General features: G+C 32.0%; 14 protein-coding genes and 4 pseudogenes. 4 read left to right on the top strand and 14 right to left on the bottom strand.

What is annotated here, in order from left to right; all coding sequences use genetic code 11:
- Nucleotides 1–76: 76 nt before the first annotated feature.
- From NSQ08_RS15825 to NSQ08_RS15850, 6 genes and pseudogenes are all read right to left on the bottom strand, one after another.
- Complete coding sequence (locus NSQ08_RS15825; protein WP_033709334.1) at nucleotides 77–898, bottom strand: MerR family transcriptional regulator; 822 nt, start codon at nucleotides 896–898, stop codon at nucleotides 77–79.
- A 44-nt stretch (nucleotides 899–942) separates the two neighbouring features.
- On the bottom strand, nucleotides 943–1,920 hold the full coding sequence (locus tag NSQ08_RS15830) for an agmatine deiminase family protein (RefSeq protein ID WP_016100897.1): 978 nt from the start codon (nucleotides 1,918–1,920) through the stop codon (nucleotides 943–945).
- A 229-nt stretch (nucleotides 1,921–2,149) separates the two neighbouring features.
- Nucleotides 2,150–3,082, bottom strand: coding sequence for a bestrophin family protein (locus tag NSQ08_RS15835; protein WP_002033432.1), 933 nt, complete (start codon nucleotides 3,080–3,082; stop codon nucleotides 2,150–2,152).
- A gap of 178 nt (nucleotides 3,083–3,260) precedes the next feature.
- A pseudogene (gene psiE, locus NSQ08_RS15840) lies at nucleotides 3,261–3,680 on the bottom strand (phosphate-starvation-inducible protein PsiE).
- Between the two features lie 176 nt (nucleotides 3,681–3,856).
- Nucleotides 3,857–5,020, bottom strand: a complete 1,164-nt coding sequence (locus NSQ08_RS15845) for an agmatine deiminase family protein (protein ID WP_002033430.1) — start codon at nucleotides 5,018–5,020, stop codon at nucleotides 3,857–3,859.
- Nucleotides 5,021–5,305: 285 nt separating this feature from the next.
- Complete coding sequence (locus NSQ08_RS15850) at nucleotides 5,306–6,433, bottom strand: serine hydrolase domain-containing protein (protein ID WP_002014186.1); 1,128 nt, start codon at nucleotides 6,431–6,433, stop codon at nucleotides 5,306–5,308.
- A gap of 261 nt (nucleotides 6,434–6,694) precedes the next feature.
- On the opposite strand from NSQ08_RS15850, the pseudogene NSQ08_RS15855 reads away from it, so the two are divergent.
- Nucleotides 6,695–6,922, top strand: a pseudogene (locus NSQ08_RS15855) (hypothetical protein).
- Nucleotides 6,923–7,016: 94 nt separating this feature from the next.
- Here the strand turns inward: NSQ08_RS15855 and NSQ08_RS15860 are convergent.
- Nucleotides 7,017–8,243 carry an MFS transporter gene (locus NSQ08_RS15860; protein WP_340776732.1) on the bottom strand — a complete coding sequence of 409 codons (1,227 nt, stop codon included), beginning with the start codon at nucleotides 8,241–8,243 and terminating at the stop codon, nucleotides 7,017–7,019.
- Nucleotides 8,244–8,355: 112 nt separating this feature from the next.
- Between NSQ08_RS15860 and NSQ08_RS15865 the strand changes: the two genes are divergently transcribed.
- The 3 genes and pseudogenes from NSQ08_RS15865 to NSQ08_RS15875 all read left to right on the top strand — a co-directional run.
- Entirely contained in the window at nucleotides 8,356–9,207 is an 852-nt protein-coding gene (locus NSQ08_RS15865; RefSeq protein WP_002033425.1) for a LysR family transcriptional regulator, read from the top strand.
- Nucleotides 9,200–9,712, top strand: a complete 513-nt coding sequence (locus tag NSQ08_RS15870) for a DUF3916 domain-containing protein (protein WP_002142635.1) — start codon at nucleotides 9,200–9,202, stop codon at nucleotides 9,710–9,712. Before NSQ08_RS15865 ends, NSQ08_RS15870 begins: the two co-directional genes overlap by 8 nt.
- Before the next feature lie 93 nt (nucleotides 9,713–9,805).
- Nucleotides 9,806–10,045, top strand: a pseudogene (locus tag NSQ08_RS15875) (hypothetical protein); the annotation flags it as partial.
- A gap of 57 nt (nucleotides 10,046–10,102) precedes the next feature.
- Here the strand turns inward: NSQ08_RS15875 and NSQ08_RS15880 are convergent.
- The 7 genes and pseudogenes from NSQ08_RS15880 to NSQ08_RS15910 all read right to left on the bottom strand — a co-directional run bounded on the left by NSQ08_RS15880 (nucleotide 10,103) and on the right by NSQ08_RS15910 (nucleotide 14,155).
- The gene (locus NSQ08_RS15880) at nucleotides 10,103–10,366 is read right to left on the bottom strand and encodes a DUF4176 domain-containing protein (protein WP_001088077.1); all 264 of its coding nucleotides are present in this window, start codon (nucleotides 10,364–10,366) and stop codon (nucleotides 10,103–10,105) included.
- The gene (locus NSQ08_RS15885) at nucleotides 10,363–11,139 is read right to left on the bottom strand and encodes a hypothetical protein (protein ID WP_340776737.1); all 777 of its coding nucleotides are present in this window, start codon (nucleotides 11,137–11,139) and stop codon (nucleotides 10,363–10,365) included. Before NSQ08_RS15885 ends, NSQ08_RS15880 begins: the two co-directional genes overlap by 4 nt.
- An 18-nt stretch (nucleotides 11,140–11,157) precedes the next feature.
- Nucleotides 11,158–11,277: pseudogene (locus NSQ08_RS15890) on the bottom strand (type VII secretion protein); the annotation flags it as partial.
- A gap of 120 nt (nucleotides 11,278–11,397) precedes the next feature.
- On the bottom strand, nucleotides 11,398–11,661 hold the full coding sequence (locus NSQ08_RS15895; protein WP_001088077.1) for a DUF4176 domain-containing protein: 264 nt from the start codon (nucleotides 11,659–11,661) through the stop codon (nucleotides 11,398–11,400).
- 31 nt (nucleotides 11,662–11,692) lie between these two features.
- Nucleotides 11,693–12,343: a hypothetical protein gene (locus NSQ08_RS15900; protein WP_215590026.1), complete on the bottom strand. Its 651-nt coding sequence runs from the start codon at nucleotides 12,341–12,343 to the stop codon at nucleotides 11,693–11,695.
- Between the two features lie 16 nt (nucleotides 12,344–12,359).
- Nucleotides 12,360–13,355, bottom strand: coding sequence for a WXG100 family type VII secretion target (locus NSQ08_RS15905; RefSeq protein ID WP_340776744.1), 996 nt, complete (start codon nucleotides 13,353–13,355; stop codon nucleotides 12,360–12,362).
- A complete protein-coding gene (locus NSQ08_RS15910) occupies nucleotides 13,352–14,155 on the bottom strand; it encodes a hypothetical protein (RefSeq protein WP_215590028.1) in 804 nt (267 codons plus the stop codon). Before NSQ08_RS15910 ends, NSQ08_RS15905 begins: the two co-directional genes overlap by 4 nt.
- Nucleotides 14,156–14,220 lie beyond the last annotated feature (65 nt).

Raw genomic sequence — 14,220 nt, forward strand, 5'->3', positions numbered from 1 at the left:
TTCTCCTTTTTATTATGATGAATTACTTACATAAATAGAATAAGGATTGACATAATGTTAATGTCAATCCTTATTCTCAGTCTATTTTCATAACTAAAAAACAAATTTGTGTCACATACTCCTCTACTAAACAATCACATTCAGGTCCCTTTATGTAGACCTCATATGGTGAACCATCTATTACATAACCATTTCTTTCAATCCATTTTTCTAACGCAATATAAGCGTAGCCTATATAGTCATAACTTCCATAATGCATAGTAGTAACGATTTGATGTGGATTTAATTTTTTTATTTCATATTCTTGTACTACATCTTTATTGTTCCCATGCATGACCGGAATCCTTAATTCAACATCACTTTCATTTGGAATATACTCTTCATCATAAAAGACCGTAGAGGGCGAACCAACCATTTGTAAGTTATGCTTTTGTACTTTTTCATATAAGTCATAAAAATAATCATCCATATCATCTATATTTATTTGCAGTCTTTGAGCAATTACTGTTATTTCATTTCTCATTCCAATAAATATATCGTAATTTCTATGACAAGCAGTATTTAAAGCATGATTCATATTTACCATTTCATTCATTTCTGAAATAACCTGTAAATTTTGTTTCACCTCATGAGACAACTCTATAATTTGTGATTGCATATGTTTAATAAATGAATCTTGATCTGATGATTGAAGAATTATTTTAATTTTCGGTAAAGGGAACTTGTACTCCCTTAGCTTTTTAATTTTCAACCCTATTTCAAGCTGTCCTTGCTCATAATATCTATATCCATTTACCGGATTCACATATGCTGGTTTCAATATTTCCTCTTTATCATAATGCCTTAACATTCGTGTACTCATTTTACAAATCCGTGAAAATTCAGTAATTGTATACATATAAATACCCCTTGAATACATTTTCTTATATATAAGCTTATTTATTAAAACCAATCAAATATTTTTCTGATTGAAGAACCTTCATTCTGATCGTTCAGCCTTTTCATTTTTGAAGGTAACAAATGACTAGGACAATACCACGTTAAACAATTCATGGCGCCTCCCATTGTCGATATTTCTCCTACATGACTTTGAATAACTTGTTTCTCAGTATGCTGTTGAATATATCGTAAAACTTCCTCATCTTTAGCTAATCCAAACTTAGGAACGTAAAGCGTATCACATGTTTCTAACATATTTATATATAAACCTTTTGCTGACGCTATCTCTTCATCGTATTGACCCTTCTCTGTATATGACGAAGGAACAACTATAAATTCAGCCTCTGGCATTTGCTCTTGAATAATCTCTTGAACCTTATATCTAAATTCATGATCCCCTAAAAAATCACTAATAAACATTGTATGTTCATCAATAAATTTAACCATCCCGTCTGCGTGTGCAAGTACATCTCCCTCTTCAGTAGGAATAATAATAACCCGACTCACATCTAAATCCCATTCCAGTTGCTCTATAATTTCTTCTTCCGTCCAATCATAATTATCATCAAATATGCGTTCCGTTAATATAACGGTATCTTTTTTATTCCAAATAAGATTTCCACCGTCTAATATCAATGGAGATGTCACATATTCAAAGTCGTTCTTTTTCAACCATTTATTAAATTGTTGATCTAAATATCGTCCTTGATCTTTCGGTAAGTAATTTGGTTGATATTTGAATTTAACTAGATGATTTGTTACAACTGGTGCAACATCTCTTAGCCAAATATCATCATACTCAAAAAAGTTTGTATGAAAGTCTTGCTCTTCAACAGATAAAGATATAAGTTGATCGGTAAATGCTTTATTTTCATTTAAGTATTCATTAAAATAAATAATGTCTTCATAAAATGGTCGATAATATTCATTCGATTCATCTGGTATTGCAGTAAAAATAATGCCACTATGTTTTTGTTCCATATTACTTACCTCGCTTTTTAATAATGATTGAATAACTGTTTTCAATAAGTCAACTATTCCCCAATTCATTTCTCTTTTCATTACAATTTTTGAAACGTGCACATTTCATGAATGGATTATAGCACGGAGAAATATTATATATTTATATAAAAAATATAAAGCCGTCGTTAAGCCATAAACTGACTCTTGACAAGATTTTTAAATTTTAATCGCCGTACACAATGACGGATTAGATGATTTTTTTATCAAGATTCAAATCCGTTACTTCTAATAGAGCGTTTTGATTATATAAATTCACTAAATGTGTTTCTACCCCTATGCAAATCCCTTCTAGCGGAAGATCGTTTGGATCCTGACCAAATGGATCCTCAATTTCAACCCCTATTGCTTCAATCCCTATAAATGCAAAACTTATGAACGTAGTTGCAAGTACTGTAAACCATCCAAGACTATCAACAAGACCAATCGATAAAGTCCCGCAAAATATGAGCAGTAAAATTTTAATATGAGCAAAATATGCAAAAGGAATAGGCGTTGTTTTGATCCGATCACATCCACCCACAGCCGTAAGCAGAGTATTCAAATCAGCTTCCATATTAATTATTGCATTTGGGTGAATTTGACCCGTTTTCAAACCTTTTGATAGTATAGTTTTTAACATAAAAACTATACTAATCGGTAAATGAATAGACTCAGCCAACATTTCTTTTTCCTTCTCAGAACAAATATCAAACAATGCTTTTATTTCGGATAAATCTTTTTCGTCTCTCAAATGTCCTTTCGCTATCTTTGGAAAAGCAATTAACAAATGTAAAAATTTTAATTTTTCCTGATCCGTCTTTTTCCCTTCAGACTCCCAATAACATAAAAAACTAACTGCCAAATTTCTAGTACAAGCACCAACCGTGCCAAATAACTTTCTACCTTCCCAATACCTATCATAGGCAGTGTTAGTACGAAAAACTAACAGTAGACCTAAAGCCCCTCCAACAATTACCCAAGGAGTTTGATTAATTTTTATTTCTACATAATAATAATTAATCACAGTTACTATCGTTGAAATACATATATATAATAAAATTTGCGGGAAAATATCTCTTACCACTGTTCCCTTTAATGTAAATATTTGATGTAAACTATTTTGATTATTGTAATGAACCATATTTACAAAAACCTCTTTCCTTATTAACCTTTTATTCTTTTAAATTATGAAAGTATACAATTAAATAGTAGAATCATAAACCCTATTATTATAAAACTGGTTAAGATTATTTCTTTCAATACTGTTACTCCTTTTTACCAAAAGATAAAACATCTTTTTTGATTTAAACAACAAACGTTCACTCTTCTAAATCACGACGCATTATTTTAGAATTTGCAATGAATAAAGCACTAATTAATACAAGAATCGCGCAAGCATATATCAATGAATCCATTGGACTATCATGGTCTATAATAATTAGACGAACGATAGCCGTAATACCTATATATATAAAATAACGTAATGGAAAATGAAAGTTCATTTGAAAATACTTTATAATCATTACGATGAATTCAAAATATAAAAAAAATACGACAATGCTATCAATTTAATGTTAACTAGATTCCTCACTATTTAATTTAAGTTCTTGTATAAATTGAATGACTTCTTTCATAAGAAACACACTTAAAACAATTCCCAAACAGATCAAAGCTACATTTATAATGTACTGTAGAACGATAGGGAAAAACGAAAATACTCTTTTAAAATTCTTTAACACAAACATTTTTCTCCTTTTCCATATAAAACAATAATGACAATATACTTTTATTTAATTATCGTTACATTAAAATTATACATTACTATCTTGTTACAGATGTTAAAACAAGACAAAATAAGTAAAGATAGCATTTCACCTATTTTGTCTATAAAGCAACATAACGAAACTATAATCGATTACTTCAATTGAATCGGTTGTTGCTGTGTCACACAATGGATCATTCCGCCATTTTTATAAAGCTCTCTCACATCAATTCCCACTACTTTACGATCCGGGTATAATTTCTGAATCGTATCGTTTGCGATTTTGTCATTTGGATCATTATAGTTAGGCACCAATATAACTGTATTCCCAACATAATAATTGATATATGACCCCTTATAATCTAGAGTTTTTCCACCTTCTAAAGTAACTTTATCTTTACTAAGCGGTAAGTATTCGTACTTATATTTCTGTCCTGAAGCATTTTTTGCATCTAACAATTTATCCATATCTTTGTTTGACAAGCCCCATTCAGCCAAGTCATCTTCTGCCATCGTTACGATTGTAGATTGATCATGGAATTTAGCAAATCCATCAATATGAAAATCAGTAATATCTAAATTAGGCACTCCATCTAACCAAATAAAGTTTGTCACCCCAAGGTCACTTATATATTTTTCAATTTCCGCTTCTGATAAATCAGGATTTCTATTTTTATTCGTTACTGCGCTTCGAGTTAATAAAGCAGTCCCATTGCTGTCTAATTCAATTGCGCCACCTTCAAGGACAAACTTCCCCCAATCAATTCTTTCAACCCCTAATTGTTTACTAACATTCTCACGTATACGGGCATCATTTTTATATGGCGTTTTCTTTCCCCAACCATTAAATGCTGGATCTAATATTTTCAGATTTTTATTATTGTCATAAACAAAAATCGGTCCACTATCTCTTGCCCACACATCATCAGTAGGAGCGATAAAGAAATCAACTTTATCCATATTCAGCCCTTTATCTATTAAAAGCTTATTGATTCGCTCTTTCTCTTCCTCATCATATGCAACAATGTGGACTTTTTCACCCTCAGTTAAAGCACTTGCCATCTTAATCCAAATAGGTTCAACTTCTTGTTTATACTCTTGACCATATGTGTATTCATGAGGCCATTGTAGCCATGTACCTTCATGTTTATCTTTTTCATCCGGCATCGTATATTTTCCAGCGTTTTTCTGTACCTCTACTTTTTTATCCTCTTTCTCTTTCCCTTTGGCATTTTCATTATTCCCTTCAAAAGAACATCCACTAATAATCGTTGTAGATAATGTAGCTATTAAACAAAACTTTACTATTTTTTTCATTTTTCAACCTCCTGTTCATGTCTACAATACTGTAAGGCTTAACATAGTGTGAAGCTCAAGCTTTTTCATCAATGTAAAAATTACCAATTATTCTTCCGCATGATAATCACATAATTTCAATACAAATAGATGACATTCACAAAATACACTTCCTATATTTAACATCCATATCATTTAACTTCCTTCATAAATTTATTCTAATACTAATCCCCTCTCATACATGCTTGTTCACTAAATAAAAAAATCGGTATTGATAATTTTATATCAATACCGATTTTTAAATAATTATTTTCCTTCTATTAAATCATTCGCTAATTTCCTAAACTCTTGATTAAATGTATCATTCATACCATTTTGTACGTTAGAGAATAATATTACAAACGTTCTTTTATCCCAGTTAAAATTATTAAAAGTGTTCCAGCCAGCTAATACACCGTGGTTATGATAATAATCTGGGTAAATATAGAAGCTAAATCCATATTTTCTCGCAGGTGATACTGTAAACATATCTGATAAGCTTTGTTTAGAAATCAGCTTTCCATCCATAATAGCCTCATCTAATCTTTTCATATCTTCAACGGTCGTATACATTTCACCACAACCATACAGCCAGTTCATTTTTAAGCGGGGTGCAGCTATTAACTCATTATCTTTTTTCGTGTAACCTTCTGCTAAGAAAATATCTTCAGGGAGAGTTGCACCCATACCAGATTCATTCATTTCAACAGGAGTAAAAATGTTTTCTTTCACATATTCAGCAAGCGGTTTATTCGATATCTTTTCTACAATATACGCAAGCACCATATAATTATAATCTGTATATTTCCATCCTGTCCCTGCAGGAAATTGCAACTTTTGCGCTCCAATCCACGTTACTAACTTTAAACGTGATGCCGCATCAACACTACCTTGTCCCTGATCTGGTAACCCGGACGTATGTGTTAACAAATTTCGTAACGTAATGTTTTTATCTGCTGGAAACGATGGAATATACTTATTTACATTGTCTTCAATATTCAATTTCCCTTTTTCTCTTAGCTGTAATATAGATATTGCAACTACTGTTTTCGTTATGGAACCGATGCGATATTTTGTTCTTGGCGTTGTTAAAACTTTATCTTTTACATTCGCATACCCGTAGCCTTTTCGTAAAACCACATTATTTTTATCCGTTACGAGAACCGTCCCGTTAAATCCTTTATCTTTTAAATATTGATCGAGTTTCGTTGCTGCAATATCATAACGTTTTTGCTGATTCGCATCAACTTTCGGTTGAACATTTCCAACTTTATCCTCAAAATTTGAAAATGCCTTCAAACTGTATTTCTTTTCTTTATTTGCATGTATGAGTGCAGCGACACTCCCACAAAAAATAGCAAAAACAAAGAAAGCGATTAACCATTTCTTAAACATATGGGAACCCTCTTTTATCTAGTTTCACTTTATACTTTTCCATTCTATTCTATATCTTTTAGTTTTTAAATATCTTATAATCTATCTACTCTATTATTCCTCATAGTAAACTAGATTCCTTTTTCTAACGTTCAAATTTTAACTACTCTCTATTGTAGTTCTTTTTTACAAAATTTCCACCTTACAATCGGATACATCCAACTTTAATTTTAATTTTTTATGTAACATTCGTTACACATTAACAAGAATGGAGGCGTTAATTTGAAAAAGACCGATAAGCGCAATCGTTTAGATGATATGATGTTTCATTATCGAGTAACAAAAAACAATATAGATTTAATTTAATATTACGGAAAACAGATTATGATTTTAAAAGGAAATGATGCTGAAAAATTTTTAAACAAAATAAATCGGGCAAGTAACGAAAAAGAAAAACAGCTTATTATGGCTAAAATTACAGGTAATTTCAAAAGAGGAAATGAGCGTTAATGAAAACGAATCTCATTTATAACTTGATTATACAACATATTAAAAAAGAAATGTCACTCCCACGACATTTCTTTAGATTTTCTTCATAAAAGATTTACATTTTTAATATTCGTTTACTTTTACATAAACTCACTGCTGAAACGCTTAGTAATGCAGCTATCCCCATCCATGCATATGTGTAGCCTTTTCCATCTACTATATAACCAAACAAAGCAGGTGCAAAGATAATAGCAATTTGATTAAGTGTAAGCGCAAAACTCACTGTTAGGCCTACCAATTCCTCACTTGCAGACTCAGCAACTTCAACCATAAAAAGACTAAACCAACCGATCGCAAAGAACCCTAGCAGTCCGCTCATCACAAACAATGCCTCAAGTGTCATTGTGTTTATACTCATTACAACAACTAAAATTAAGCAAAAAGATATACATACAGTTATTAATAAAGGTGTACGACGATCACCTTTGTAATATGTATCACTTATTGTAGCTAATATAATTCGCCCAATCATTCCTGCAACTAGCATAACTGAAAATACTTTCCCTGCTACAATAGGTGTTATCGATTTTTCAATGACTAAAAATTTTATAAAATGTCCGACTAATATCATTTGTAAAGAAATCATGCAAATACCTGTAATAAAAATTGGATACAGCTCTTTTTTACATATTACCTTTTTTAACTGCATCCACAAAGAAATACTTACATTTTCTTTGCTCGTGTGTTCTCGTACGTACGATTCCTTATAAAATATGAAAAACAATAACCCGCCTATTATACATATAGTTGCAATAACATTTATCGTATAAGATAAACTAAATTTAATTGTAAGCAAAGGGATCGTTACTCCTGCTAATGCCCCGCCAATAGGTATACCAGCTTGCCGTATTCCCATAGCTAATCCGCGCATTTCTTTCGGAAACCATTTCAAGATTACTTTACTTCCCCCTGGCTGAGATACGCTATAAAAAGTTCCTATTAAAAGAAGGACAAATAATAGCCCCATAAAGCCCCTTGCCATATGAGCAAGTAAAAGCGCCCCGCCAAGTAATACAGTGCTCGCTCCAATTAATATTCTTTCGTTATATCGATCAAGTAACCTTCCGGCAAAAAGCATACAAAACAGCGGACCAATATTTACCGAACTTATTAACAACCCAACCTGCATATTCGAAAGTACATATTTCTGTTTCCAAAATAAAGCGAGTACCCCTACTCCATATGTTATAAGTGTTGCACTTGCCTGTGCTACCGTTGCCAAAGTTAACATGCTCCATTTATTAGAACTACTGTACTTTTCAATTTTTTCTTCACTTATCAACGTTATCTCCCCCATATCCCTTTCATTGTATGAAGGTTCTGATATCATGTAAAATAAGTGTTAATAATAGAATCCATCAAAAAAATTGATACCTTTTTCGGGGTGATAATAAATGGACATAAAAGATTTAACGGTTTTTTACGAAGTTGCGACAGTAGGAAATATATCTCATGCTGCTAAAAACTTAAACTATGTACAATCAGGTGTAACGATGCGTATAAAACAACTAGAAATTGAGTTAGGTGTGCCTTTATTTTATCGAAATGGAAAAGGCGTTACTTTAACTTCTAACGGAGAAATTTTATTAACATATGCAAAACAAATCATCCATCTAATCGATCAATCCATTCAAGCTGTCCAAAGTAACGGAACCGAGCCAAAAGGCACGTTAAAAATCGGGTGTACAGAATCGACAACAGCCGTTCGTCTCCCGCCTATATTAACGACCTATTATGAAAAGTATCCAGAAGTTGAATTGATTCTAGAAACAAATACGACAGACCAATTAACTCAGCTCGTTTTAGAGCGAAAACTAGACGGGGCTCTTATCGCTGGAAATATTCAGCATACTGAACTTCATACACTTTCATTTCGAGAAGAAGAACTCGTTCTCATTAGCAAGACTCCTCTATCTTCCTTTAAAACAATAGAAGAACTGAATTTACTCGCTTTTAGTCAAGGTTGTTATTACAGAAAACTATTAGAAAACTGGCTTCAAGAAGAAGGGATTTCACCTAAAAGAATACTAGAGTTCGGAACAATTGAAGCAATACTTGCATGTGTAAAATCAGGTATGGGTACGGCTATTATGCTGAAATCTATTATTCCAGATTACGAACATGGTTTATCTTTAAATACATTACCAAATCACTTTAGAAAGGTTCCTACTACTTTTATTATTCGAAAAGATATTTTCCACTCAGCTGCCTTGCAAAAATTTATGGAGATGATCAACAATGCGTGAAAAAAAAATACGCGGAATGAAACGAAAAACAAAAACTCTTATAAAAAGAATTGAAGACTCTACTAAAGCATTTCCGTCTACTTTCTATAACGATGAATACTGGCATATGTCTTTACCAGGCTCTCAAGCTTTTATCGATTCTAGTACAACACCTAGGAAAGTAAAGCGATTGTGCATTCAAACCCTGTTAAATCAAGCGAATCAATTAATGACAATGAAACCGAACGATACAAATACATATCGAGTCGTTGTTATGATCAAAATAGCAAGCTTATGGAACTCACAAATCATCATATTTAAAAACGATGACTACTTTCAAAATTTTTTCAATAGAGATAACGAATTTCAAAAATGGATTCCCCTCTCCAATGCTTCCGACTTCGGGCATGAATGGAAAATATCAATTTCTAACAGTGTCCAAACATTGCATTTCCAAGAGATAATCCATGATGAAGATGGATTTTATGATGAAGGAGAACTTTTGTTTATAGGAGAGTTATCATAAAAGGGGAACTGTCAAATGAAAAACTTCCCTTTTTCCACTAAACAACATCGCTATATGATGAATTTAACATTTCACTATATAGGAGGTTTTCATATGGTAATCCCTAAATATCCTGAAGTCCCACATCTTACGAAAAAACAAATTGAAGAAATAACCGAAATCGCTTTCCTAAAAGAATCAACACCACAACAGTGTGATGCAATTTTCGTTTTCGGTGGTTCCCATCCTGGTAATTGGCAAACTCCTTTACATGCTTATCAACAAGGTTTAGGTGCACAAATTATCGTCACAGGTGGTACTAGTTTACATGGAATGAAACATCCAAACTGGAATTAAGGAATAATGTAAAAAAAACTGCTTATTTAAACAGTTTTTTCACATTATTTCTTATTATATTTTAGACAATACATTTTCTTGGAAAGTACGTTCTTCTTGATCTTCATATCCTGTTGAAACAACTTCTTGAATATCATCATGGTTAAATAAATATGTGAAATCTGGATTCATATAGCCTTCTGGATAAGGACACCCCATATAATCGAACTTCCTTACCTCATCCGTTTCTACTTGTTGTTTCCTCCCAAAAATCATGAGTTTCTTTGTACCTTCTTTTAAAATTACAATAGAACCTATAGGAAAAAGTTGCGAATTCATTGTCTTTTCTCCTTTCTTGTAAGTTTAGGTTTCTTTTGAGAATAGGGTATATTTACATGTCCCGAAGCAGCCGTGGATTGTCTCCTTTCCTTCCTTGACAATCTAGGCTTCTTTTGAGAATGTAATTTTTTTAAATGTCCTGAAGCAATACATTGTTTTTTGAAATCAAAGTAAAAATACAAATGTGTACTTAGCGCTAGGAAAACAACTGAAATAAATGAAAAAATAACGATTATCACAATCGCCATAGCTTTTTGGCTCAAAATCCCAATAATAACTTGACCAATCATATAACCTAAACCCGAAAAATATACAATTTTAGGAATTTTCACATCTTGATCAGTTGTCCCCCTTAAGCGGGCTGTAAAATATTTAATCCAGAATAATTCAGATTTATAAACAATTAAACTATATGCAATAAGCGATAGAGTAAAAAATAAAGGTGACTCTATTTCTACGAATTCGTAAGCTAACTTTTGCACAGCTATGAAGCTACAAAATGAAATACTTAAAGCAACAAATCCAGAATATAGTAAATGTTGCAATTGAGGCTGCCGAGGCTTATGAATAGAAACCCAAATTCCCCATAGATTACATATCACATAAAATGGAAAAGCTGCGTAAGAGTATATATTGTACGGCAGAAATATGAATAGAATGATAAGTAGCATAAAATTCATAAATAACCATACAAAGCCTACAATATTCCTTATATTAAATGGTATTAATATTCGTATACAATCATCTATGTTGTTGCCATTATATTTGTCCATTACGCACCTCATCAAAAATTAAAAGATTTTATCTAATACAGTTCCGATTCCAGATTTAACTCTATCTTTTACCGAATCCTGTTTGCCATCATGATTCCAATCACCTTTGTTAAATTTGATTCCATCAGTGAACATACTAATTTCCATAAAAACATCCAAGCTTATTCCACTCCAATAAAGGTTCCATTTGCTGCATCACTAATAAGAAATAATATAAAAAAACTGCTTATTTAAACAGTTTTTTTACATTATTTCTTATTATATTTTAGACAATACATTTTCTTGAAAAGTACGTTCTTCTTGATCTTCATATCCGGTTGAAACAACTTCTTGAATATCATCATGGTTAAATAAATATGTGAAATCTGGATTCATATAGCCTTCTGGATAAGGACACCCCATATAATCGAACTTCCTTACCTCATCCGTTTCTACTTGTTGTTTCCGCCCGAAAATCATGAGTTTCTTTGTACCTTCTTTTAAAATTACAATAGAGCCTATAGGAAAAAGTTGCGAATTCATTGCATGGCCCCTCCTTATTAATTGTTTTTCACTAAGAATTTAAGGAACCTAGCTTGGCTTTCCGCTTCTTTAAATCGATATATACACATATATACGCTCCGGATATACTAAACACAACAGCAAATAAAGAAAAGACTAAAATTAAGACCGTCGCTAAAGCATTTTGTGATAATGAACCTATACATATCTGTCCAATAATATATCCCAATCCTGAAAAATAAACAATTGGAGAAATTTTGATATTTCCATTTTCTTCATTGTTTAATCGCTTTAAAAAACTTTTCATTCCAATAGAAGTCAATTTATAAATTGTAAAAATGTAAAGCACAAAAGTAACAATAAAAAACAGAGGTGTTTCAATTTTAATAAAAGTATATGCAAGCTTTTGAATCACTATAAAGCTTCCAAAAGAAAAAGTTATTCCCATAAATCCATTATATAAAATGTGTACCAACCTTGGCTCATTTGGTTTACAAAAAAATACCCATACCCCCCATATATTAGCAGACAAAAGAAAAGGTAAAATTATATATAAGTATATAGTAAAGGTTGGAGGAAATAAAAATGGGGTTAAAATCATAAAATTAATAACTACCCACACCATAACGACACTCGACCTTACACTGTCAGGCATCAATTTCCGAATAATTTGTTCTGTGCTTTTTCCGTGGTATTTTTCCATATTAATCTCCCAAAAACTAAAAAATTTTATCTAAAGCTGCTCCGATTCCAGATTTAACTCTATCTTTTATCGAATCCTGTTTACCATCATGATTCCAATCACCTTTGTTAAACTTAATTCCATCTGTTATTATACTAGCTCCTATAGAAACCCCAAAGCCAATACAAGCTCCAGCAACAGTTCCGATTGGACCTCCCAAAAAAGTTCCAACCAATGCACCTGCTTTGGCTCCCGCAAAGGCACTTACAGCAGTTGTACCAACCCCGATTGCTGCATCACCAATAATATCACCAGCTATCTTAGTTTTTGACGCTTTATTTTCAATATTTTCCTTTGTATCATTAATTACATCCCATCCTACAGCTGCATAGCCTAAAACATTTGTTTTTAATTTCAATGAATCTTTAAGAATTTCTTTTGGTGATAAAACATGTCTTTTTACATCGTCTATTTGCTTTACTTCGGCTAAAGGTAATTTTGTACGCCTTATCACATTAAGTCCATTTTTATCCTTTAGTACGGTGCGATTTTGAAATCTTACCATTTCTTTTCCTTTTCTATCTGTGTAGGGTGTTACACGCAAGCCTTTATTATGTAAAGATGCCAATTTGTAGGCAGCTGCACCTTCCGTTACGGTACCCAGTAAAGTAAATGAAGACCCTGCAGGGTTATCTTTCCAATCACCAATATCGCCACCAAACGGTGCAAACCAATTTATCTCAATTGCTTCTTCTCCAAATGAAACTTCTTGTTGATCAGCCTTCTCAAAACGATCAGCAGCTTTTCTTAATGAATCACTATGTTCTTTTAAAACGGTCGTTATAGTAGCTAACATGGATCCTGCGTATTGGGATTGATTTAACACAGCATCTCTTCCAGATATTTGGAAAGGTAGATCAAATAACTGCTGATTGATACGTTGATATGTTTCAGATAGCTCATGAGCTGTTTGTTCTATATTAGAAGCCAGTTTCCTTAACTGGTCAGGAGTAACCTTAATTTCACCGCTCACCTTGTTTTACCGCCTAATGATTTAAGATAAAGTACCATTTTCTTTATCTCTTCAGTAATTGTAAAGGTATCAAGGCAAATAAAATTCGTTTGTGTTTGCTCATTATCTAAAACTTTTTGGATTAGCCAATATTGGTTTTGACTATATAAAAACTGAATACAGTCTGTAGACCATGAGTCCTTTATATAATAATGAACTTGAACAGTATTTAACTCTTCACGATTATGTATAATGTTTGCTAACTCTAAGGAAGCTTCATCATCTAAGTAAAATTTCAAGTAATCTACTAATTGCTTGTTTGATTGATTTAAAATGTTTTCTTTATATGCAGAAGAAGGGATTTTAAATGTATAATTTGGACGAGAGAAAGTATTTTTAGGCTGTAATGCTTGATATATAAATTGCCAAGCTACATCTGGTGTCCCGCATTCTTTAAATGTACATTGTTTATCACCGTTATCATCTGTTATTACATTTTGTATAACTTTTTTTTCACTAAAATAGAAAATGTTTTTTTCTAAAGCGTTGTTTTTACTTATCTGTACTTCAATAACAAATCCTGTAGTTAAACAAATGCGAAAATATTCTAAAAGTTGTTTGTTGCATAATGTTTCATCTTCTTTTATTATGAGCAGTTCTTCGTTTGTCCAATTCTCGTGCATTACATCTAATTCTTTGTCTATTTCTTCATCTGACCAATTTTCAAAGGGGTTCTCAATTCCAATCATAGTTTCACGGTCAAACATACCAGTTAATACATATACTTCTTTAATTGATAAAATAAGAGGTTCAATAGTCAAATAGTCCCACTCCCTAGCGTAATATGTAATCCCTAAGAAATATAATACAATAAAAAAATGGTCCA

It is taken from the genome of Bacillus sp. FSL E2-8887 (assembly GCF_038007205.1).
GTDB classification, from domain to species: Bacteria; Bacillota; Bacilli; order Bacillales; family Bacillaceae_G; genus Bacillus_A; species Bacillus_A mycoides.